This is a genomic window from Roseomonas sp. FDAARGOS_362, from assembly GCF_002754815.1.
Lineage (GTDB): Bacteria > Pseudomonadota > Alphaproteobacteria > Acetobacterales > Acetobacteraceae > Roseomonas > Roseomonas mucosa.
In genome coordinates, this window is the sequence record NZ_CP024588.1 from 3,530,046 (window position 1) to 3,550,256 (window position 20,211).

17 protein-coding genes are annotated in these 20,211 nt (G+C 72.4%); 9 read left to right on the plus strand and 8 right to left on the minus strand.

Annotated elements, in window-relative coordinates:
• Positions 1 to 118 precede the first annotated feature (118 nt).
• The gene (locus tag CTJ15_RS20565) at positions 119 to 382 is read right to left on the minus strand and encodes a DksA/TraR family C4-type zinc finger protein (RefSeq protein ID WP_019463275.1); all 264 of its coding nucleotides are present in this window, start codon (positions 380 to 382) and stop codon (positions 119 to 121) included.
• Between the two features lie 109 nt (positions 383 to 491).
• Positions 492 to 1,553, minus strand: a complete 1,062-nt coding sequence (locus CTJ15_RS20570) for an MBL fold metallo-hydrolase (RefSeq protein ID WP_075823146.1) — start codon at positions 1,551 to 1,553, stop codon at positions 492 to 494.
• Positions 1,554 to 1,814: 261 nt separating this feature from the next.
• Here CTJ15_RS20570 and CTJ15_RS20575 point away from each other — a divergent pair, with 261 nt between their 5' ends.
• The 9 genes from CTJ15_RS20575 (at position 1,815) to CTJ15_RS20615 (ending at position 15,149) form a co-directional block, all read left to right on the plus strand.
• A complete protein-coding gene (locus CTJ15_RS20575) occupies positions 1,815 to 2,672 on the plus strand; it encodes a TVP38/TMEM64 family protein (RefSeq protein WP_019463277.1) in 858 nt (285 codons plus the stop codon).
• 162 nt (positions 2,673 to 2,834) lie between these two features.
• Complete coding sequence (locus CTJ15_RS20580; protein WP_099781925.1) at positions 2,835 to 3,506, plus strand: sigma-70 family RNA polymerase sigma factor; 672 nt, start codon at positions 2,835 to 2,837, stop codon at positions 3,504 to 3,506.
• 5 nt (positions 3,507 to 3,511) lie between these two features.
• Positions 3,512 to 3,991, plus strand: a complete 480-nt coding sequence (locus tag CTJ15_RS20585; protein WP_126281928.1) for a hypothetical protein — start codon at positions 3,512 to 3,514, stop codon at positions 3,989 to 3,991.
• Positions 3,992 to 3,993: 2 nt separating this feature from the next.
• Complete coding sequence (locus CTJ15_RS20590; protein WP_075821591.1) at positions 3,994 to 4,527, plus strand: periplasmic heavy metal sensor; 534 nt, start codon at positions 3,994 to 3,996, stop codon at positions 4,525 to 4,527.
• Between the two features lie 182 nt (positions 4,528 to 4,709).
• The gene (locus CTJ15_RS20595) at positions 4,710 to 6,014 is read left to right on the plus strand and encodes an efflux transporter outer membrane subunit (protein ID WP_252571769.1); all 1,305 of its coding nucleotides are present in this window, start codon (positions 4,710 to 4,712) and stop codon (positions 6,012 to 6,014) included.
• A gap of 14 nt (positions 6,015 to 6,028) precedes the next feature.
• The gene (locus CTJ15_RS20600) at positions 6,029 to 7,366 is read left to right on the plus strand and encodes an efflux RND transporter periplasmic adaptor subunit (protein WP_226946008.1); all 1,338 of its coding nucleotides are present in this window, start codon (positions 6,029 to 6,031) and stop codon (positions 7,364 to 7,366) included.
• Positions 7,363 to 10,506, plus strand: a complete 3,144-nt coding sequence (locus tag CTJ15_RS20605) for an efflux RND transporter permease subunit (RefSeq protein ID WP_099781927.1) — start codon at positions 7,363 to 7,365, stop codon at positions 10,504 to 10,506. The genes CTJ15_RS20600 and CTJ15_RS20605 overlap by 4 nt, the downstream gene beginning before the upstream one ends.
• A 7-nt stretch (positions 10,507 to 10,513) precedes the next feature.
• Positions 10,514 to 13,612: an efflux RND transporter permease subunit gene (locus tag CTJ15_RS20610; RefSeq protein WP_075821588.1), complete on the plus strand. Its 3,099-nt coding sequence runs from the start codon at positions 10,514 to 10,516 to the stop codon at positions 13,610 to 13,612.
• Positions 13,613 to 13,853: 241 nt separating this feature from the next.
• Positions 13,854 to 15,149 carry a D-amino acid dehydrogenase gene (locus CTJ15_RS20615; protein ID WP_058390601.1) on the plus strand — a complete coding sequence of 432 codons (1,296 nt, stop codon included), beginning with the start codon at positions 13,854 to 13,856 and terminating at the stop codon, positions 15,147 to 15,149.
• Between the two features lie 100 nt (positions 15,150 to 15,249).
• On the opposite strand, the gene CTJ15_RS20620 is transcribed toward CTJ15_RS20615, so the two are convergent.
• The 6 genes from CTJ15_RS20620 to CTJ15_RS20645 all read right to left on the minus strand — a co-directional run bounded on the left by CTJ15_RS20620 (position 15,250) and on the right by CTJ15_RS20645 (position 20,146).
• On the minus strand, positions 15,250 to 15,927 hold the full coding sequence (locus tag CTJ15_RS20620) for a hemolysin III family protein (RefSeq protein ID WP_099781928.1): 678 nt from the start codon (positions 15,925 to 15,927) through the stop codon (positions 15,250 to 15,252).
• A gap of 13 nt (positions 15,928 to 15,940) precedes the next feature.
• The gene (locus tag CTJ15_RS20625; protein ID WP_019461092.1) at positions 15,941 to 16,141 is read right to left on the minus strand and encodes a hypothetical protein; all 201 of its coding nucleotides are present in this window, start codon (positions 16,139 to 16,141) and stop codon (positions 15,941 to 15,943) included.
• A gap of 48 nt (positions 16,142 to 16,189) precedes the next feature.
• Positions 16,190 to 16,420, minus strand: a complete 231-nt coding sequence (locus CTJ15_RS20630) for a hypothetical protein (RefSeq protein ID WP_019461093.1) — start codon at positions 16,418 to 16,420, stop codon at positions 16,190 to 16,192.
• A 124-nt stretch (positions 16,421 to 16,544) separates the two neighbouring features.
• Positions 16,545 to 16,751, minus strand: a complete 207-nt coding sequence (locus tag CTJ15_RS20635) for a cold-shock protein (protein ID WP_019461094.1) — start codon at positions 16,749 to 16,751, stop codon at positions 16,545 to 16,547.
• Positions 16,752 to 17,013: 262 nt separating this feature from the next.
• Positions 17,014 to 17,748, minus strand: coding sequence for a DUF1194 domain-containing protein (locus CTJ15_RS20640; protein ID WP_226946009.1), 735 nt, complete (start codon positions 17,746 to 17,748; stop codon positions 17,014 to 17,016).
• A 214-nt stretch (positions 17,749 to 17,962) separates the two neighbouring features.
• Complete coding sequence (locus tag CTJ15_RS20645; protein WP_255414122.1) at positions 17,963 to 20,146, minus strand: anthranilate synthase component I; 2,184 nt, start codon at positions 20,144 to 20,146, stop codon at positions 17,963 to 17,965.
• Positions 20,147 to 20,211: the final 65 nt, after the last annotated feature.

Consider the following 20,211-nt stretch of genomic DNA (forward strand, 5'->3'; position numbering starts at 1 on the left):
GGGTCCGGAGCGAAGGCTTAGAGCAGATCGCGCATGAACGGTATCCGGGGCGGAGGAGGTTGTGCCGCCGGAATCACTTCGTCCCATGGGCCCTTTCCATCGGTCCCTCCGGCCCGGCCTACCGGAGCTGGCTGTCCTTGCTGCCGCGGCGGTTGAAGCCGATCTGCACCGGCCGGCGGTCGAGCGCCGACTGGCAGGCGACGCAGGTACGGACGCCGGGCAAGGCGCGGCGGCGGGCCTCGGGGATCGGCTCGTCGCATTCCACGCAGTGCGTCGGACCTTCGCCCTTCGGGATATGGGCGCGGGCACGCAGCACACCATCCGTCACGGTGTCGTCGATCTGGTCCTGCACCGCCCCGTCGGGGGCCCAGCCGCTGGCCATCGGGAACTCTCCTCCGGATCTGCCGAAAGCATTGGGAGATGGGAAGGAAGTGCCTGTTTTTCAAGGGCATCGATAGGGGCGGGCGGGAATGGCCACGCCGGGCAGGGCTTCAGCCTTCCGGCGTCTCGGCCGGGGCGAGGGGGCGGCCGAAGGCCTCGGCGGCCTCGGCCAGCATACGCGCCTCCTGCCCGGCATAGCGGGCGGAGAAGTGGAAGGGCTCCAGCCGGCGGACCCGGGCGGCGCGGGCGATCTCCCCGGCGGCACGGGTGGTGAGGTGGCCGCGCCGGGCGGCCAGGGCGGCGTCCTCGGCGGCGAAGGCGGATTCCAGGAAGAGCAGGTCGGCCTCCCGCGCCAGCCGGGCGACGGTCTCGCGGTTCTCCGGCGTGTCGCCGAGATCGGTGCAGTAGCCGATGCGCTGGCCGGGGGTGACGGTGACGGCCTGGCGCAGCAGGCCCAAGGGGAGGGTGCTCGGCAGGGTGCGGGGCCCCTGGCCGCGGGCGAGGATGGGGATCGGATGGTCGTCCGGCGCGTTCTCCTGGACGGCGCGTTTCAGGCCGTTCAGCCAGGGGCCGGTGGGCAGGCCCAGCGCATCCAGCCGCTCGCGCCAGAGATTCACGTGGGACACTTCGCGCAGCAGGTAGCCGAGGCAGGGGGCGCCGTGGTGCGAGAGCAGCGCTGCCTGGATCTCCAGCCGGGGCAGGCGCAGGACGGTGCCGTCCTCTGCCACGCCCGCCTCGCCCGGCTCGGGGGCGAAGCCGGTGGAGAGGCGGAAACGCGTACGGCGCCAGGGCAGCCCGCCGGCGGGGGCGGCCGGGTTGCCGGCGACCTCGGTGACCTCGAAGGCCAGTTCGGCGGCGTAGAGGCCGGCGAGGTCCCAGCTGTAGCCCTGGAGCTTGTGGCCGATGCGGGCGGCGATGCCTTCCGGCCCGACCAGGGCGAAGCGCTTCTCGCGCCCGACGAGATGGCGGAGCAGCGTGTCGAAGCCGATCAGGTGGTCCATATGGGCATGGGTGACCAGCGCCGCCTCCAGCCGCAGCAGGCGGCGGGGGGACAGCACGTGCAGGTCGCCCAGGTCGAAGACCAGCGCGCGGCGCTCGAAGGGCAGTTCGACATAGAGGGCGGGGTCGCCGAAGCGGCCGTTCACCAGGAAGGCATGCAGGGCAGGGCGCATCGGTGGCGGCGGGCGTATCAAGACCGCGCGGGCAAGGGAAGCCGGTTTGCGGTGGCCGGTTCCGGAGGCAGTGGAGGATGCGCCGCATCCTCCACTGCCTCCGGGGCGTTGCCGGGGGATGCGGAGATGTCGCCCGGAGGATGGGCCCAGCAACTGTCCTGAAGCGGGAGCTTCCGTGGGCGCACCCGTGAAGTCGCCCTGGGATGCATCCGGGGGCGAGGCCCGCGCTGCCCGGACGGCCTCTTCGCCCGGCAGCCCGCCATGACGGAGGGCCAGGACGATCCGCGCCCGGGGCAGCACTCCGCCCGCCCGCCCGGTGGCTGGCCCGGCCGGCGGCCCGGCGGCGCATGGCTGCGGCTCTGGCCGCTGGCGCTGCTGCTGGCCGGGGGCGTCCTGGCCTATGCGCTGGGGCTGGGGCGCTATCTCAGCCTGGGGGCGCTGGCGGAGTACCGGGAGGCACTGGCGGTCTTTGTCGAGACGCGGCCCCTGCAGGCGGTGCTGATCTATGTGGCGGCCTATGCGTTCTGCACGGCCTGTCTGGTGCCGGGCACCATCCTGACGCTGGCCGGGGGGTTCCTGTTCGGGCGCTGGCTGGGCGCCGGGCTGGCGGTGACGGCGGCGACGCTGGGCGGGTCGTTGCTCTTCCTGATCGTGCGCTCGGCGCTGGAGCCGCTGGTGCACCGCCAGATCGGACCGCTGGTGGAAAGGCTGCGGCCGGCGCTGGAGCAGGACGGGTTCTGGTACCTGCTGTCGTTGCGCTTCATGCCGGTGGTGCCCTTCTGGCTGGGCAATGTCGCCCCGGCCATGGTGGGAATGCGGCTGCCGGTCTTCGCCGCCGCCACCGCGCTGGGCATCCTGCCGGCCACGCTGGTCTATGCCTGGATCGGGGCCGGGCTGGCGGAGATCTTCGCCCGGGGCGGATCACCCGACCTGTCCGCCGTGCTGTCGCCGCTGGTGGGGCTGCCCTTCCTGGTGCTGGCGGGACTGGGGCTGCTGACCGGCTGGTGGCGGGCCCGGCGCGGGGGCGACGGGAATGCCGCCACCGGGGAAGGAGAGGAGAGGCCGGCCGGACGCCGGAGGCGGCGGGTCAGGCTGCGGGGGCGTGGTTCCCGGCCCTGAGGCGGGCGGTGACTCTTCCTGGACGTTCCGCCGGGTGGCGGCTTGCCGGGAAAAGCCGCTGTCCGGGCGGGGTGGCGCAAAAAATGATGGTCCGGCGCATGGGTTCGCTCCGGTTGCACCGTATCAGGGATGACGCAACCGACCGGTCCCCCTATTCCACCCATGCTCAGCCTCACCCTTTCCGGCCGGATCGAGTCCTCCCTGAGATATTCCCCGTTCCGCCAAGCCGGGTCTGTCGCGAGGGACCAGGCCGCCGAGGTTCCGGTCCAGGAGCGGGACCGCGGGGCCGCGACGGACGAAACCCTGATCGCCTGGGCGGCGGCCGGGGACCGGCTGGCCTTCGACCACCTCTGCACCCGGCAGTTGCCGCTGCTCTACGGCGCCGCCCTGCGCGTCACCGGCCGCCCGGCCGAGGCCGAGGAGGTGGCGCAGGAGGCGATGCTGCGCGCCTGGCGGGACGCGGCGCGCTTCGACCCCCGCAAGGCGAAGCTGTCCACCTGGCTCTACCGGATCGCCGTGAACCTCGCGATCGACCGCGCCCGGCGCCCGGGCGAGCATCGCGGCGGCGTGCCACTGGAGGAGGCATGGCTGCAGGCGGACCCGTCTCCGGACCCGGAGGCGGCGCTGGCGGCCCGGCAGGACCGGGCGGCGGTGGCGGCCGCGCTGCGGGAGTTGCCGCCCCGGCAGCGGGCGGCGCTGGCGCTCGCCTATGACCGGGGGCTGAGCGGGGCCGAGGCCGCGGCGGCGCTGGACGTGACCCCGCGTGCGCTGGAAGGTCTGCTGCGGCGCGGGCGTCTGTTCCTGCTGGCGCGGCTGCGGCGTGGAAAGGAGTGATGGCCATGGAGCTTCGCGATTTCCGCCGGCGGCTCGAAACCCATGGGGCCGGCCTCGCGCGCTGGCCGGAGGGCGAGGCCGTGGCGGCCCGGGCGCTGCTCGCCGCCTCCGCCGAGGCGCGGGCGCTGCTGGCCGAGACGCTGCGGCTGGATGCGGCGCTGGACGCCACGCCGGGCGGTGCCGCGCTGCCGCCCGACCCGGAGGCCCTGGCCCGGATGCGCGCGGCGGTGGCGGCCCGGGTGGCGCGGATGCCCGCCCCGGCGCTTTCCCCGGCGGCTTCCCCGGGGATGGGCGGGCGGCTGCGGGCCTGGTTCCGCCCGCTGCTGCCGGCCGGATGTGGTGCCCTGGCCATGCTGGCCCTCTGCGCCGTCTGGCTGGCGATCTCGCCGCCCAGCCTCAGCCTGCCGGGCTCCTCCGGCCTGGATGACGACAACGCCCTGATCTCCGCCACCCAGGTCCTGGCCCTGCTGGATACCGATTCCTGACGATGCGCCTTTCCATTCCTGTCCTGCTGCGGGCCGGCTTCGGCGCGTCGCTGGCGCTCAACCTCGTGCTCGGCGGGCTGCTGCTGTTCCGCGATCCGGGCGGCGGGCCGGCGGACCCGCGCCGGCTGGTCGCCCATATGGAACGCCTGCTGCCGCCCGGGGACCGCGAGGTCTTCCATGCGCGCATGGAGATGGGCTGGGAAACGCGCGACGCCGCCCGGCGGCGGCTTCGCAAAGCCTTCGCCGAGGTGCGGGCCAGCATCGGGCGCGAGCCCTTCGACCCGGCGGCGCTGCAGGCCGCGCTGGCCGCCACGCGGACCGAGGGGGCGGTGTTCGGCCAGAGTTTCGACACCAACCTGGTGCAGGCAATGGGCGCGATCTCGCCGGAAGGCCGGCGCCGGATCGCCGAGGACATGCCGCCCGGTCGCTCCCAGGGGCGGCGCGGCCGGGACGCCGGCGGCCATGGGCCCGGGGACCGGGCAGGGGATCGAGCCGGGGATCGAGCCGGGGATGGGCCAGGGGACCAGGACGATTGAGCGATTTCGCTGAGGCTGCGGGCGCGGCCGTGCGACCCGTCCGGGGTGCTCCGTGCCTTGTCTCCCATGAGGTTCCCCACGGGGTTGCCCAGGGGGCTCCCCAGGGGGCTCCCCGCCGGGCGCTGCTGCTGCTCGCCGGTGCCGCCGCCGCCCTGGCCGCCTGTGGGCCGCGGCCCGGGCCGGTGAGCTCCGGCCTCGCCCTGCCGGACCGTTTCCGCGAGGCGGCCGAGACGCCGGCCGTCTGGCCCGCTCCGGACTGGTGGAAGGGCTTCGGCTCGCCCGAGCTGGACCGGCTGATGGAGGCCGCGGCGGCGGGGAACTTCGACCTGGCCGCCGCCGAGGCGCAGGTGCGGCAGGCCGACGCGCAGCTTCGGATCACCGGGGCCTCGCTGCTGCCGACTCTGGATGCCAGCGGGGATGCCAGCCAGACGCGCACCAGCGGCTATGGGCGCGCCAGCACCTCGGCACGCTCGGTCAAGAGCCTGTCCCTCGCGGCGAGCTACGAGATCGACTTCTGGGGCAAGAACCGCAACGCCACCGAGGCGGCGCGGCAGACCGCGATCGCGCGGCGCTTCAATGTCGGCACGGTGATGATGACCACCCAGGCCTCCCTCGCGGAGACCTATTTCACGGTGCTGGAGGGGCAGGAGGAACTGCGCACGCAGCTCGACAACCTCGATGCCGCGAACCGGGTGCTGGCGGTGATCCGCGCCCAGGTGGCGGCGGGCACGGCCACGGGGCTGGACCTGGCGCAGCAGGAGACGGTGGTGGCGCAGCAGGAGGCGGCCGTGCCGCCGCTGCGCCAGACCATCGGGCAGAACATCAACGCCATCGCCACGCTGATCGGGCGGACGCCGGAGAGCTTCAAGGTGACCGGCGGGCGGCTGGACGAGCTGCGCGTGCCGGTGGCGGCGCCGGGCCTGCCGGCGGAGGCGCTGGCGCGGCGGCCGGACGTGCATCTGGCGGAGGCCAACCTCGCCTCGGCCAACGCCAATGTGGCGGCGGCGCGGGCGGCGCTGCTGCCCTCCGTGACGCTGACGGCGCAGGGCGGGTTCCAGACGCTGAACCTGGCCAACCTGGTGACGCCGGAGGCAGCCTTCTTCACGCTCGCCGCCGGGATCACGCAGACCATCTTCGACGGTGGCGCGCTGCGCGGTCAGGTTGCGCTCAGCCGGGCGCAGGCGGAGGAACTGGTGGTGGAATACCGCCGCGCCATCGTCTCGGCGCTGGTGGATGTGGAGAACGCGCTGATCGCCTTCCGTGAATCGGCCGATCGCGTGGAGCGGCAGGCGAATGCGGCTGCAAAGGCGCAGCAGGCCTACAATATCTCCGAGGCGCAGCTCCGCGCCGGGACCATCGACCTGATCACCCTGATCAACACGCAGCAAACGCTGTTCTCCGCCCGCACCAGCCTGGTGCAGGCGCGGCTCGCCTATTTCCAGGCCGCGGTGGGGCTGTTCCGCGCCCTGGGCGGCGGCTGGCGCTGAGACGAAAGATCCCCATGACACGGTCATCCTTCTCCCGCCTCGTGGTGCTGGTCGTCCTGCTCGCCGGGCTGGGCGGCGGTGGCTACTGGGCCTGGAAGCACTATCTGGGCGGCGGAGCGCAGGACGGCACGACGGCGGCCCGGAGCGGCGGGCCCGCCGCTCCGGGCGCGGCGCGGCGGCGCGGGCCGGGCGGCCCCGGACCCGGCGGCGGCGTGCCTGTGCCGGTCACGGCGGCGACGGCGGAGGTCCGGGACCTGCCGCTGACCCTGGACGCGCTGGGCACGGTGACGCCGCTGAACACCATCACCGTGCGCTCCCAGGTCTCGGGCACGCTGGTCGAGGTGGCCTTCCGGGAGGGGCAGGAGGTGCGGAAGGGCGACCTCCTCGCCCGCATCGACGACCGCACCTATGTCGCGGCGCTGGAGCAGGCCAAGGCCAAGAAGGCCTATGACCAGGCGCAGCTCGCCAATGCGAAGGTGGACCTGCAGCGCTACCAGGGGCTGCTCGCCGCCAACGGCGTGACCCGGCAGCAGGTGGACACGCAGCGCGCCCAGGTGGCGATGTACGAGGCCCAGGTGGCGCAGGACCAGGCCGCCATCGACAGCGCGCAGACGCAGGTGGACTTCACCGTGATCCGCTCCCCGATCGACGGGCGGGTGGGGCTGCGGCAGGTCGATGCGGGGAACCTCGTGCAGACCTCGGACAGCAGCGGCCTCGTGACCCTGACGCAGATGCGGCCGATCACCGCCATCTTCACCATCCCGCAGCAGGAGCTGGGGCGGCTGCTGCGCGCCCAGGCGGCGGGCAAGGTGCCCGTACGCACCATCGCGGCGGGCGACGATCCGGGGGCGGAGGGCACGCTGCTGACCGTGGACAACCAGGTGGACAGCGCCACCGGCACGGTGAAGGCGCGGGCCGTGTTCCCGAACGAGGACAACCGGCTCTGGCCGGGGGCCTTCGTGAACCTCCGCATCGGCATCGAGACGGTGCCGGATGCCACGGTGGTGCCGCTGGTGGCCGTGCAGCAGGGGCCGGACGGGGCCTTCGTCTTCGTGGTGGGCAGCGACAGCAAGGTGGAGCAGCGCAGCGTGCAGCTGGGCCCGGTGACGCTGGCGGAGGCGGTGATCCGCCAGGGGCTGAAGCCGGGCGAGCGGGTGGTGACCTCGGGCGCGCTGAGGCTCAACCCGGGGGCCACGGTCTCGGTGGTGGACCCTGCCGCGCCCGCGCCGGAGGCACCGGCGGCACCCAGCGCGGCGCGGCAGGCCCGCCGGCAGGCGGAGGCCCAGGCCGGGACCCAGGCCGGGACCCAGGCCGGGGGGGCATCGGGGCCCCAGGCGGGGGCCCGCAATTGAACATCGCCGCGCCCTTCATCGCCCGGCCGGTGGCGACCACGCTGCTGGCCATCGCGGTGCTGCTGGGGGGCATCCTGGGCTATCTGCGCCTGCCGGTCTCCTCGCTGCCGGAGGTGGATTTCCCGACCATCGAGGTCAGCACGCAGCTCCCCGGCGCCTCGCCGGACACGGTGGCGCTGCTGGTTTCGGCGCCGCTGGAGCGGCAGTTCGCGCAGATCTCCGGCCTGACGGCGATGACCGCCGTCTCGGGGCCGGGGGTGAACCGGATCACGCTGCAGTTCCGGCTCGACAAGAGCATGGACACGGCGTCCCAGGACGTGCAGGCGGCGCTGGACGCGGCGCGGGGGACGCTGCCCTCCACGCTTCCCTATCCGCCGACCTACAGCAAGGTGAACCCCGCGGACCCGGCGATCGTGACCCTGGCGCTGACCTCCGACACGCTGCCCATCGCGCGGCTGAGCGACACGGCGGACACGATCCTGGCGCAGAAGCTGGCGCAGGTGAGCGGGGTGGGGCGGGTCAGCGTGCAGGGCAACATGCGCCCCGCGGTGCGGCTGCGCGTCGATCCGCAGCGCCTCGCCGCCTATGGCATCGGGCTGGAGACGGTGCGCACCGCCATCTCCAACGCCAACCAGAACTCGCCCAAGGGCACGCTGGACGGGGCGCGGCAGGCGGCGAGCATCCTGGCCAACGACCAGATCACCACGCCGGCGGAGTTCAGTGACGTCATCATCGCCTGGAAGGACGGCGCGCCGGTGCGGCTGCGCGATGTCGGCACCTCCGCCGAGGCGCTGGAGAACGACCGCAACGGCGCCTGGTTCAACGGCCGGCCCGCCATCCTGATCGACGTGCAGCGGCAGCCGGGCGCCAATATCGTGGAGACGGTGAGCCGCATCCAGGCGCTGATGCCGGAGCTTTCGGCCGCCGTGCCGGCGGGGGCGCGGCTGTCGGTCGTGTCGGACCGGACGGAAACGATCCGCGCCTCGGTGCACGAGGTGCAGCTGACGCTGGTGCTGGCCGTGGCGCTGGTGGTGGGGGTGATCTACCTCTTCCTCGGCAGCGGGCGGGCGACGCTGGTGCCCGCGGTGTCGCTGCCGCTGTCGATCATCGGCACCTTCGGCGTCATGGCGATGATGGGCTATTCGCTCGACAACCTGTCGCTGATGGCGCTGACCATCGCCACCGGCTTCGTGGTGGACGATGCGATCGTGATGATCGAGAACATCGTGCGGCTGATCGAGGAAGGGAAGAAGCCGCTGGAGGCCGCCTTCGAGGGCGCGCGGCAGATCGCCTTCACCATCGTCTCGCTCACCGTCTCGCTGATCGCGGTGTTCATTCCGCTGCTGTTCATGGAGGGCGTGGTCGGGCGGCTGTTCCGGGAGTTCGCCGAGACGCTGACGGCCGCCGTGCTGGTCTCCATGGTCATCTCGCTGACTCTGACGCCGATGATGTGCGCGCTGGTGCTGCGGCCGCATTCCCGGCCGGGGCTGGTGGCGCGCTGGGTGGAGGGCGGCTTCGAGCGGATGCGGCGCGGCTATGGCCGGATGCTGGCCATCACGCTGCGGCACCAGGGGCTGACGCTGCTGGTGGCGCTGGGCACGGTGATCCTGACCGGCTGGCTCTATGTGGTGATCCCCAAGGGCTTCCTGCCGGCGCAGGACAACGGGCTGATCCAGATCACCACCGAGGCGCCGCAGGATGCCTCCTTCGCAAGGGTGGCGGCGCTGCAGCAGCGGCTGGCCGAGGTGGTGCGGCAGGACCCGGCGGTCGCCTCCGTCGCCGTCACCGCCGGGGCGGGGGCGACCAACCCGGCGCAGAACACCGGGCGCATCATCGTCGTGCTGCGCCCGCGCGACGAGCGCGACGCCACGGCGCAGCAGGTGATCGCGCGGCTTCAGCCGCGGCTGAACGCGGTGCCGGGCGGCATCGCCTATCCGGTGGCGGTGCAGGACATCCAGATCGGCGCGCGGCTTTCCACCACGCAGTACCAGTACACGATGACCGATTCCGACGCACAGCGCCTGGGCCTCTGGGCGCCGCGCGTGGTGGATCGGTTCCGCCGGATCCCCGGCCTGCGCGACGTGGCGAGCGACCAGCGCGACGACGGCATCCGCATCGCCATCCAGGTGGACCGGGACAAGGCCTCGCGCCTCGGCGTCAGCATGGCGAGCGTGGCCAACGCGCTCTACGACAATTTCGGGCAGCGGCAGATCTCCACCATCTATGGCCAGAGCAACCAGTACCGCGTGGTGCTGGAGGCCGCCGACCCGGTGCGCAGCGATCCGAACATGATCGGGCAGATCCGCGTCACCGGCAGCAGCACGAGCACCGGCGCGGCGGATTCCGATACCACCACGACGACCAGCGCGGAGGTGCCGCTGGCGGAGATCGCGAGCTTCGCCCGGACGCGCGCGCCGCTGCTGGTGACGCGGGAGAACCAGTTCCCGGCGGTGACGATCAGCTTCAACCTGGAGGAAGGGATGTCGCTGGGCCAGGCGGTGGAGGCGATCCATGCCGCCGAGGCCGAGATCGGCCTGCCGGACACGGTGCAGGGGCGCTTCGGCGGCGACGTGGCGGAGTTCAACACCTCGCTCGCCGGGCAGCCCTGGCTGATCCTGGCGGCGATCATCGTGATCTACATCACGCTGGGCGTGCTCTACGAGAGCCTGATCCACCCGGTCACCATCCTCTCCACCCTGCCTTCCGCCGGCATCGGCGCGCTGCTGGCGCTGGAGCTCTGGGGGCTCGACCTGTCCGTGGTGGGGCTGATCGGCATCATCCTGCTGATGGGCATCGTGAAGAAGAACGGCATCATGGTGATCGACTTCGCGCTGGAGGCGCAGCGCGAGCGGGGCATGTCGCCGCACGACGCGGTGGTGGAGGCCTGCCTGCTGCGCTTCCGCCCGATCATGATGACCACCGCCGCGGCGCTGCTGGGCGCGCTGCCGCTGGTGCTGTCCTCCGGCATCGGGGCGGAGCTGCGGCTGCCGCTGGGCGTGTCCATCGTCGGCGGGCTGCTGCTGAGCCAGCTCATCACCCTCTTCACCACGCCCGCCGTCTATCTGGCGATGGAGCGGCTGCGGGCCATGGTGGAGCGCTGGCGCGGGGCGGGCGGGACCTCCCCGGCGCCGGCGGAGTAGCGGGGCAGTGTTCTCGATCTCGGCGCCCTTCATCCGGCGGCCCATCGCCACCTTCCTGCTGGCGGTGGGAATGATGCTGGCGGGCGTCGTGGCCTTCGTGAAGCTGCCGGTCTCGGCCATGCCGCGCGTGGACCTGCCCACCATCTTCGTGCAGGTGAACCAGCCCGGCGCCAATCCGGAGACGCTGGCGGCGACGGTGATCGCGCCGCTGGAGCGGCAGATCGGCGCGGTGGCGGGGATCACGGAGATGACCTCCTTCTCCTCCACCGGCACCGGCAACATCATCATCCAGTTCGACATCAGCCGGACGCAGGAAAGCGCCGCGCGCGACGTGCAGGCCGCCGTGAACGCGGCACGGCAGGACCTGCCCTCCGGCCTGCCCAACCCGCCCACCGTGCGCAAGATCAACCCGGCGGATGCGCCGGTGCTGATCCTGGCGCTGACCTCGGACACGCTGACGCAGAGCGCGCTCTACGACGTGGCGGACAGCATCGTGGCGCAGCGCCTGTCGCAGGTGGACGGGGTGGCGCAGGTGCAGGTAGGGGGCGCCGACCAGCCGGCGGTGCGCGTCGCGGTGAACCCGGACGCCATCGCCGCGGCGGGCGTGTCGCTGGAGGATGTGCGCACCGCGCTGGGCAACGCCAATGTCACCCAGGCCAACGGACTGATCGACGGGCCGGAGCAGGCGGCCTCGATCGGGCTGAACAGCCGCCTGCTGCGGGCGCGGGACTTCCAGACGCTGATCGTCAAGGCGACGGACAAGGGCGTGGTGCGGCTTTCCGCCATCGCCCGGGTCACCGACGGCAGCCGCAACCGGCGGCAGGCGGGCTTCTTCGACAGCCGGCCCTCGGTGCTGCTGCAGGTGTACAAGCAGGCCGATGCCAATGTGATTGACGTGGTGGACGGCGTGCGGGCCATGGAGCCGCAGCTGCTGCGCTGGATGCCGGGCGGCGTCCAGGTCAACGTGCAGAGCGACCGTTCCGGCACCATCCGCGCCAGTGTGGAGGAGGTGGAGTTCACGCTGCTGCTCTCCATCGGGCTGGTGATCGGTGTGGTGGCGGTCTTCCTGCGGCGGCTTTCCTCGATCCTGGCGGCCAGCGCGGCGGTGCCGCTGTCGCTGCTGGCCACGCTGGTGGTGATGTGGTTCCTCGGCTACTCGCTGAACAACTTCTCGCTGATGGCGCTGACCATCGCGGTCGGCTTCGTGGTGGACGATGCCATCGTGATGATCGAGAACGTGTCCCGCCTGCGCGAACGCGGGATGGGGCCGGTCGAGGCGGCGCTGGAGGGGGCGCGGGAGATCGGCTTCACCATCGTCTCCATCACCGTCTCGCTGGTGGCGGTCTTCCTGCCGCTGCTGGCCATGGGCGGCGTGGTCGGGCGCATCTTCCGGGAATTCTCGGTGACGCTGGCGGTGGCGGTGCTGGTCTCGGGCGTGCTGTCGCTGACGCTGACGCCCATGATCACGGCGCATTTCGGCGGGACAAGGCCGGAACGGCCGCCGGGCCGCCTGGCGCGGGGCTTCGAGCGGACGCTGGACGCGGTGGTCGGCTTCTACCTGCGGACGCTGCGCGTGGTGCTGCATTTCCGGCGCACCGCGCTGCTGGCCACGCTCTGCTTCGTGGTGCTGACCGTCTGGCTCTACACGGTGGTGCCCAAGAGCTTCTTCCCGGAACAGGACACCGGGCTGATCCAGGGCTTCAGCCAGGCCGCGCCCGACACCTCCTTCGACCGGATGATGGGTTTGCAGCAGCGGGTGGGCGAGATCATCGCGGCGGACCCGGCGGTGGCCAGCATCGGCACCACCATCGGCACCGGCTTCAACGGCGGCACCAATTCGGGTTCGATCTATATCCAGCTCAAGCCGCGCGAGGAGCGTGGCGTGACCGCCGCCCAGGTGATCGACCGGCTGCGCGCGCCGCTGAGCCATATTCCCGGCGTGAACGTCTTCATGCGGTCGCAGCAGGACCTCTTCATCGGCGGCCGGGGCGGCAACGCGCAGTATTCCTACGTGATGCTGGGCACGGATATCGGGGAGCTGCGCGACTGGACCGAGAAGATGGTCCGCAAGCTGCGCACGGTGCCGGGCATCACCGACGTGTCCTCGGACCAGGAGAGCGCGGGGCTGGTGGAGCGCCTGATCATCGACCGCGACGCCGCGGCCCGGCTGGGCGTGGGGGTGGAGGATATCAGCGCCGCCTTCAACAACGCCTTCGCGCAGCGCCAGGTCTCCACCATCTACATGTCGCGCAACCAGTACCGCGTGGTGCTGGAGGTCACCCCGTCCCTGCAACAGAGCGCGACGCAGTTCGACCGTGTCTTCGTGCCCGGGCGCGACGGGCCGGTGCCGCTGCTGGCCGTGGCGAAGGTGCGGCGGGAGACCGCGCCGCTGCGCGTGACGCACCGCAGCCAGTTCCCGGCCACCACCATCACCTTCAACCTCGCCGAAGGCGTCTCGCTGAGCCAGGCGCAGGAGCTGGTTGCGCAGGCGGAGCGGGAGATCATGCTGCCCGCCGGCATCCGCACCCAGTATGGCGGCAATGCCGCGGCCTTCCAGGATTTCGAGGGCTCGCAGCCGCTGCTGATCCTGGCGGCGCTGCTCTCGATCTACATCGTGCTGGGCGTGCTCTACGAGAGCTATGTCCACCCGCTGACCATCCTCTCGACCCTGCCCACGGCGGGGCTGGGCGCGCTGCTGGCGCTGCTGGCCACCGGCACCTCCTTCAGCGTCGTGGCGCTGATCGGCGTGATCCTGCTGATGGGTATCGTGAAGAAGAACGCCATCATGCTGGTGGATTTCGCGCTGTCGCATGAGCGCGAGGAAGGCGCGTCGAGCGAGGAATCCATCCTGGCCGCCTGTCGCGACCGCTTCCGGCCGATCCTGATGACGACGCTGGCCGCGCTGTTCGGCGCGCTGCCGCTGGCGCTGGGCAGCGGGGTGGGGGCGGAGCTGCGGCAGCCGCTCGGCATCTCCATCATCGGCGGGCTGGTCATGTCGCAGCTGCTGACGCTCTACACCACGCCGGTGATCTACCTGGCGCTCGACCGCTGGCGCCTGCGCGGGCGGCGCGATCCGGGGCCGGCACGGCTGGAGCCGGCGGAGTAGGGCCCCGGCGTGGCACTTTCGGGAGGCCATCCACGAAGCGTTTCGACCGGAGGCCGGGGGTGGATGGTGGCTGGGCTGCGTCCCGCGGGATAGGCGGGTCCTCCGGACAGGGAGCATGATCGTTTGACAGAGGGAGCGGCTTTCCGGCTCCCTGTCCAGCGGATCGCTGCCTCGTGAGACCTGTCATGCCCGGATGCCGCCCTGTCCCCCCGCCATTCCTCTGCGCCGGATGCCCCGGACGATGAGGATCTGCGTCCTGGGGGCCGGAATCGCCGGCCTGGCGGCCGCCTATCACCTCGGGCGGGACGGGCATGAGGTCACGGTGCTCGACCGCGAGGCCGGGCCGGGGCTGGGCACCAGCAAGGCGAATGGCGGGCAGCTCAGCTATTCCTATGTCGCGCCGCTGGCGGCGCCGGGGGTGGCGCGCAAGGGCATGCACTGGATCCTCGACGGCGAGGCGCCGCTGCGGCTGAAGCCGCAGGCCGACCCCCGGCTCTGGCGCTGGCTGAAGGCCTTCCTGCGGGCCTCGCGGCGCGAGGTGTTCGAGCAGGGCACGCGCGAGATGCTGGCGCTGGCCTATCACAGCCGCGGCGTCCTCGATGCGATGATGGCGCGCGACCCGCTGGAATTCTCCTGGCGGCAGAACGGCAAGCTGGTGGTGTTCCGCGACGAGGGCGACCTGCGCGGCGCGGCCTCGCTGGTGGCGTATCAGGCGCAGTACGGCGCGAAACAGCAGGTGCTGGATGCGCGCGAATGCCTGGCGCTGGAGCCGGCGCTGCGCGACACGGCCGACAGGCTGGCGGGCGGCGTCTTCACGCCGGACGAGGCGGTGGGCGATGCGCACGGCTTCTGCGAGGCGCTGCGCGGCGTGCTGCGGGGCTGGCCGAACATCCGCTTCCGCTTCAACCATCCGGTGACGGCCCTGCGCCTGTCGAACGGCGCGGTGGCCGCAGCGGAAAGCCCGGCGGGGCTGGTGGAAGCGGATGCCTTCGTCCTGTCCTCCGGAATTGGGGCTCTGTCGCTGGCCGAGCCGCTGGGGCTGATGTTGCCGCTCTATCCGCTCAAGGGCTACAGCCTGACGGTGCCGGTGCGGGCGGGCGACCTGCCGCCGGAGGTCAGCATCACCGATGCGCATCACAAGGTGGTCTATGCGCTGCTGGACCGGGCGGTGGAGGGAGCCGAGGGGCGGCTGCGCGTGGCGGGGATGGTGGATCTCGTCGGCTTCGCCACGGATCTGGTGCAGCGGCGGCTCGGCACGCTGACGCGGCAGGCGCGCGAGGTCTTCCCCGCCGCCGCCGACTGGCCGCGCGCGCAGCCCTGGGCGGGCCTGCGCCCCGCGACGCCGGACTGGAAGCCGATCCTGGGGCCGAGCGGGATCGATGGGCTCTGGCTCAACCTCGGCCATGGCGGGCTGGGCTTCACCATCGGCTGCGGCACGGGCGAATTGCTGGCGGCGATGATCGCAGGGCGGGAGACGGGGATCCCGGTGGAGCCCTATGCGATGGGGCGGGTGGCGCGGACCGCCCAGGCGGCCTGATGTCCGGGACCCGCGTCTTCGCGCGGGTGAGGGCCGGGCTGGAGCGCCGCGGGTGTGATGCCCCGGCCCTGCCGGTGCGGCGGATTTCGCGGGCGGGGCGCTACGGTCCCGCCACGACCAGCGACAGCACGAGAAGGTAGTGGCTGGCCGCCGCCGCCAGGACCATGGCGTGCCAGAGCGCGTTGTGGAAGGGCAGGCGGTGCGCGAGGTGGAAGGCCACGCCGCCCGTGTAGAGCAGCGCCCCGAGGCCCAGCGCGCCGAGCTGCCAGGCCGAGAGCGCGCGGATGAGCGGTGGGAGCGCGATCAGGCCCACCCAGCCGAGGATGAGATAGAGGGCGAGGCCCAGGCCCTCGTGGCGCCCCGGAGCCAGGAGCTTCAGGGCCACGCCGCCGGCGGCGCCGGTCCAGACCATGGCGAGGAGGGCGATGCTCCATCCGCCGCCGAGGGAGAGGGCCATGACGGGCGTGTAGGTGCCGGCGATCAGCAGGTGGATGGCGGCATGGTCGAAGCGGCGGAGGCGCTGCCGGAGCCGGCCGGGCGGCGCCATGTTGTAGGCGGCCGAACAGGCGAAGCTCGCGCCCAGGCCCAGCAGATAGGGGGCGACGGCGGCGAGGGTGAGCCAGCCGGGGCGCGCGATGGCGGCGCCCAGCAGATGGATGCCACCGGCCAGGACGGCGGCGAGGCCCAGGAGATGGACGCCGCCATCCGCGATGCGTTCGCGTCTGGAAAAGGACAGCGCGGGGGACGCCCCGGCTAGGGCGTCCCGCGCCGGATGCATCAACCGCCGCGGATCAGCGGCGGGACTTGCCGCGCTCGATCTCACGTTCCAGGGCGCTGCGCTCGGTCTGGCCGGAGCGGCGGGCGATCTCACGCACGATGGCCGGGGAAACGCGGTGGCGCTTGGCCAGATAGGCGATGGTGTCCTCCAGGCCCTCCGGCGGGGCGGCCGGCTCCGCGGCGGGTTTGGGCTTCGGCTTGGTCTGCTGGGACACGGGACTGCACCTGGAAGGGAGGAAGAGGGGAAAGGTGAAGCGGAACCGTCAGGCGGGCATGGTGTTCCGGCCGAGGACGCTGGTCGGGCTCAGGCGCATCTCGCTCTCGCGCACGACGCGTTCCTGGCCGTCCTGGCCCTGGCGGACGCGGTACTCGCGGTCCGGCGAATCATTCGGCAGGAGGCGGGTGATGGTGTAACGGCCCCGTGCCTCGTGCGGATTGAAGAGATGGGGAACCAGCTCGACCTCGTCGCCGATCTGGAAACGGTGGTTGGCCATGGGCTTTCCTTCCGGGCTGTGGAGCCTGCCGCAGGATGTCCGGACGGTCCCCGCAGGGGCCGGTCCGGTATCCGGACGGGCCATGCCCGCCGGTCGCGGGGAGGGGAGACCCCTCCCCGACACGTCACGCCGCGCGGATGTTGCCGGCGGAGACGCGGCCTTCGCGGCCCTGCACGAGCTCGTACTCGAGCTTGTCGCCCTCGCGGGGCTCCTGGAGGCCGGCGCGCTGCACGTCGGAGACATGAAGGAAAACGTCCTTCGAGCCGTCATCCGGCTGGATGAAGCCGAAGCCCTTGGTGCTGTTGAACCACTTGACGGTGCCTGAGGCCATGATGGGTGTTCCGTTTCCGAAAGGCCGGGGCGCGACATGCGCACCGGATCGGCATCGAGGGGAACGGACACCGAGCTCGACGCTCGGAGGAGCAAGGAGAACAGGCCGGCACGACGAGACTGACCGGAGGAACATGGGCGCCCGGAACGGGATTTGCAAGTGACGAGGGGGCGCGAGGGGGCGCGAGGCTGCCGGTGCCGCCATGCGTCCAAAGGGGGAGAGGTGAGGCCATGCCCTCACGGACGCCGTGCGGGCCGCGGGCTCAGGCGATCTCCCGGACCAGCTTGGCGCGCAGCGCGCGGGCGAAGTCGGCGCGGGATTCCGCGGCCATGACGAAGGCGCCAGGTCCGGCGATGACGGTGGCTTCGTAGGTCTGGCGCAGGCCGGGGCGGTCGCCCTCGATGGCCAGGGCGTTGATCACGATGCCCCGGGCCTCGGCCGCCTGCCGTGCTTCCTCGAGGGGGCGCAGGCTGCGCATGTCGGGGGCATCGCCGGAAACGTCGATCACCTTCTCGTCGGCCCGCCAGGGCGCGGCGGCCAGCAGGCCGGTGGAATGCTCCACCGCGTCGCCGATGGCGTTCCAGGATTGCGGCGACCGCGGCGCGGCCATCACGGCGCCCGCCATGGCCTGGGCGGCGGCGGCGCCGTCGATGCGGTGCCAGCCCACCACCGTGGCCGCGCCGCCCGGGGCGCCCCATTCCACCAGGGCGATGCCGATGGCGCCGAGCGGTCCGGAACCGATCGCGGCCAGCACATCGGGATGGGTGATGGCCTGGGCGCAGCCCTCGCGCTGCAGGCGGAACTCGTCGGCATCGATGCTGCCGGATGCGTCGATGGCCAGGACCAGCAGCAGGTCGATCACCCGTCCCTCGGCCCGCGCGGGCGTCGCGGCGGCAAGGGCTGCGGGGAGAAGAAGGGCGTCGCGGCGGCGCCAGCCAGGGCGGGCGGCACCGGGGCGGGCGGCACCGGGGCGAGGGGGTGAAGGGTGGTCCGTCATGCCGCGCGCCTCCGGATGGGTCCGGAGAGAGGTTTGGAGGCGGGCGGGGGATGTCAACCGGGGTGGCGGCGGCCTCGGAGGAAGGCCCTGCCTTCCCCCGAACCCCCATCCGCCAGGACCCTGGGGGTCCTGGACCTCCCCTTCCTTGGCGCTTGTTGCAGGCCGGATCGCGCCGCGGGAGGCGGAGCCCCGCCCGGGACGGGGCAGCGCCGGATCAACCCGCCGTGGCCGGCTCCGCATTGGCGCGGGTCAGGCGCGTGAGCATGGCGGCGACCAGCGGCATGCCGATGCGGTTCGGGTCCGTCATCAGCGATTCCGGGTGGAACTGCACCGCCGCGATGGGCAGGCGCCTGTGCTCCACGGCCATGACGACGCCATCCTCGGTCTCGGCGGTAACGGCGATCTCCTCCGGCAGCACCAGCCGGCGCGCGTGCAGCGAGTGGTATCGTCCCACGGCGAACTCCTCCGGCAGGTCCTGGAGGAAGCGGCTGTCCTTGCGGTGGATCAGCGAGGGCTTGCCATGCATGGGCCGCTCCAGAACGTCCAGCGCGCCGCCGAAATGCTCGACGATACCCTGCAAGCCGAGGCAGACGCCGAAGGCGGGCAGCCTGCGTTCCACCAGCAGGTCCAGCGTCTCGGTCATCGCGAAATCCGACGGGCGGCCCGGGCCGGGGGACAGCACCACGAGGTCGATGCCCTCGGCACCCTCGCGCAGCCGTTCCCGCGCCAGTTCGGGGCGCATCGTCGTGACCTCGGCCCCGGCGGCGCGGAAGTAGCTGGCCAGGGTGTGCACGAAGCTGTCCTCGTGATCGACCAGCAGCACGCGCGGGCTGTGGCCCAGCAGCTCGGCCGGGGCCGGGCGCTGCGGCGGGGCGGCGGGGGCGGCGCCCTTGATGGCGGCGAACATGGCGCTGGCCTTGAGGTGGCACTCGGCCTCCTCGGCCGCCGGGTCGCTGTCGTGCAGCAGCGTGGCGCCGGCCCGCACCTCGGCCACGCCGTCCTTCAGGCGGATGGTGCGCAGCGTCAGGCCGGTGTTCATGTTGCCGTCGAAGGTGATGCGCCCGATGGCGCCGCCATACCAGCGGCGGGCGGAACGCTCCTCGTTCTCGACATGACGGATCGCCCAGGTCTTGGGCGCGCCGGTGACGGTGACGGCCCAGGCATGGGACAGGAAGCCGTCCAGCGCGTCCATCTCCGGCAGCAGCTCGCCCTCCACATGGTCCACCGTATGGATCAGGCGGGAATACATCTCGATCTGGCGGCGGCCGATGACCTTGACGCTGCCGGGCACGCAGACACGCGACTTGTCGTTGCGGTCCACGTCGGTGCACATGGTCAGCTCGCTCTCCTCCTTGCGGGAATTGAGCAGGGTGCGGATGTTCTCGGCATCCTCCAGCGCGTCGCGGCCGCGCCTGATCGTGCCGCTGATCGGGCAGGTCTCGATGCGCCTGCCCTCGACGCGCACGAACATCTCGGGGCTGGCGGCGACCAGGAACTCGCCCTCGCCGAGATTCATCAGCGCGCCATAGGGGGCGGGGTTCACGCGGCGCAGCCGGTCGAAGAGCTCGCTCGGCGCATCGGCGCAGGGGGTGGCGAAGGTCTGGCCGAGGACCACCTCGAACAGGTCGCCGCGGGCGAAGGCCTCGCGCGCGCGCTCGACCATCGCGGCATATTCGCCGGGGCCGTAGTCGCTGCGGATCTCGCCATCCTTCTCCGTGCCGGGACGGCAGGGGTCGGCGGGCGTCTCGCGCGGCAGGCCCTCGGTGGCGGCGCCTTCCACGGTGAACTCGTAGCGGTGGCGCTCGGCGGTGCCACGCATGTGGTCCACCACCAGCACCTCGTCCGGCAGGAAGAGGACGAGGTCGCGCTGGTCCGCGGCGCGGGGCAGGCGGAGCTTCATCGGCTCGAACTGGAAGACCAGGTCGTAGCCGAAGGCGCCGTAGAGGCCGAGATGCTCGTCCTCGCGCGCGCGGAACAGCTCGCCCAGGCGGCGCAGCACGGAGAAGACGGAGGGCTGGCGGGAGCGCTGCTCCTCCGGGAAGCGGCCTTCCGGCTCGCGCAGGCGGAGGAAAAGGCGGGTCGCGGAGGCCTCCGCCTCCCCGGCCTCCGCCATGCCGCGCAGGGCGGGGGCGATGGCGCGCAGCAGGGTCTCGCCACGCGCGTTGAGCGCCGTGACGGTGACCTCCCGCCCCCGGGCGGTGAGCATCACCGGCGGGTCGGCGAAGCCCATGTCCAGGCGCGTGTAGCGGCCGGGGAACTCGAAGGAGGAGGAGAGCAGCACGCCGCGCTGGCGGTCGAGGCGCTTCGCCAGGTCCGGCATCAGCGTCGCGGCATCGGCGGCGAGGGTTTCCCGCCGGACGGTCAACCCGCCTTCGGTGCGGTAGCTTGTCTGGGACATCGTGGACGCCTGCATCTCGACTCCGGGGTGGCTGGGCGGCCTCGGGGTCCGGGAAGGCTGGCAGG

Excerpts from the sequence above, each read along its gene's own strand:
- CTJ15_RS20565 (WP_019463275.1), bottom strand. The coding sequence starts at position 382 with ATGGCCAGCGGCTGGGCCCCCGACGGGGCGGTGCAGGACCAGATCGAC.
- CTJ15_RS20570 (WP_075823146.1), bottom strand. The coding sequence starts at position 1,553 with ATGCGCCCTGCCCTGCATGCCTTCCTGGTGAACGGCCGCTTCGGCGAC.
- CTJ15_RS20575 (WP_019463277.1), top strand. The coding sequence starts at position 1,815 with ATGACGGAGGGCCAGGACGATCCGCGCCCGGGGCAGCACTCCGCCCGC.
- CTJ15_RS20580 (WP_099781925.1), top strand. The coding sequence starts at position 2,835 with ATGCTCAGCCTCACCCTTTCCGGCCGGATCGAGTCCTCCCTGAGATAT.
- CTJ15_RS20585 (WP_126281928.1), top strand. The coding sequence starts at position 3,512 with ATGGAGCTTCGCGATTTCCGCCGGCGGCTCGAAACCCATGGGGCCGGC.
- CTJ15_RS20590 (WP_075821591.1), top strand. The coding sequence starts at position 3,994 with ATGCGCCTTTCCATTCCTGTCCTGCTGCGGGCCGGCTTCGGCGCGTCG.
- CTJ15_RS20600 (WP_226946008.1), top strand. The coding sequence starts at position 6,029 with ATGACACGGTCATCCTTCTCCCGCCTCGTGGTGCTGGTCGTCCTGCTC.
- CTJ15_RS20615 (WP_058390601.1), top strand. The coding sequence starts at position 13,854 with ATGAGGATCTGCGTCCTGGGGGCCGGAATCGCCGGCCTGGCGGCCGCC.
- CTJ15_RS20620 (WP_099781928.1), bottom strand. The coding sequence starts at position 15,927 with ATGCATCCGGCGCGGGACGCCCTAGCCGGGGCGTCCCCCGCGCTGTCC.
- CTJ15_RS20630 (WP_019461093.1), bottom strand. The coding sequence starts at position 16,420 with ATGGCCAACCACCGTTTCCAGATCGGCGACGAGGTCGAGCTGGTTCCC.
- CTJ15_RS20635 (WP_019461094.1), bottom strand. The coding sequence starts at position 16,751 with ATGGCCTCAGGCACCGTCAAGTGGTTCAACAGCACCAAGGGCTTCGGC.
- CTJ15_RS20640 (WP_226946009.1), bottom strand. The coding sequence starts at position 17,748 with ATGACGGACCACCCTTCACCCCCTCGCCCCGGTGCCGCCCGCCCCGGT.
- CTJ15_RS20645 (WP_255414122.1), bottom strand. The coding sequence starts at position 20,146 with ATGTCCCAGACAAGCTACCGCACCGAAGGCGGGTTGACCGTCCGGCGG.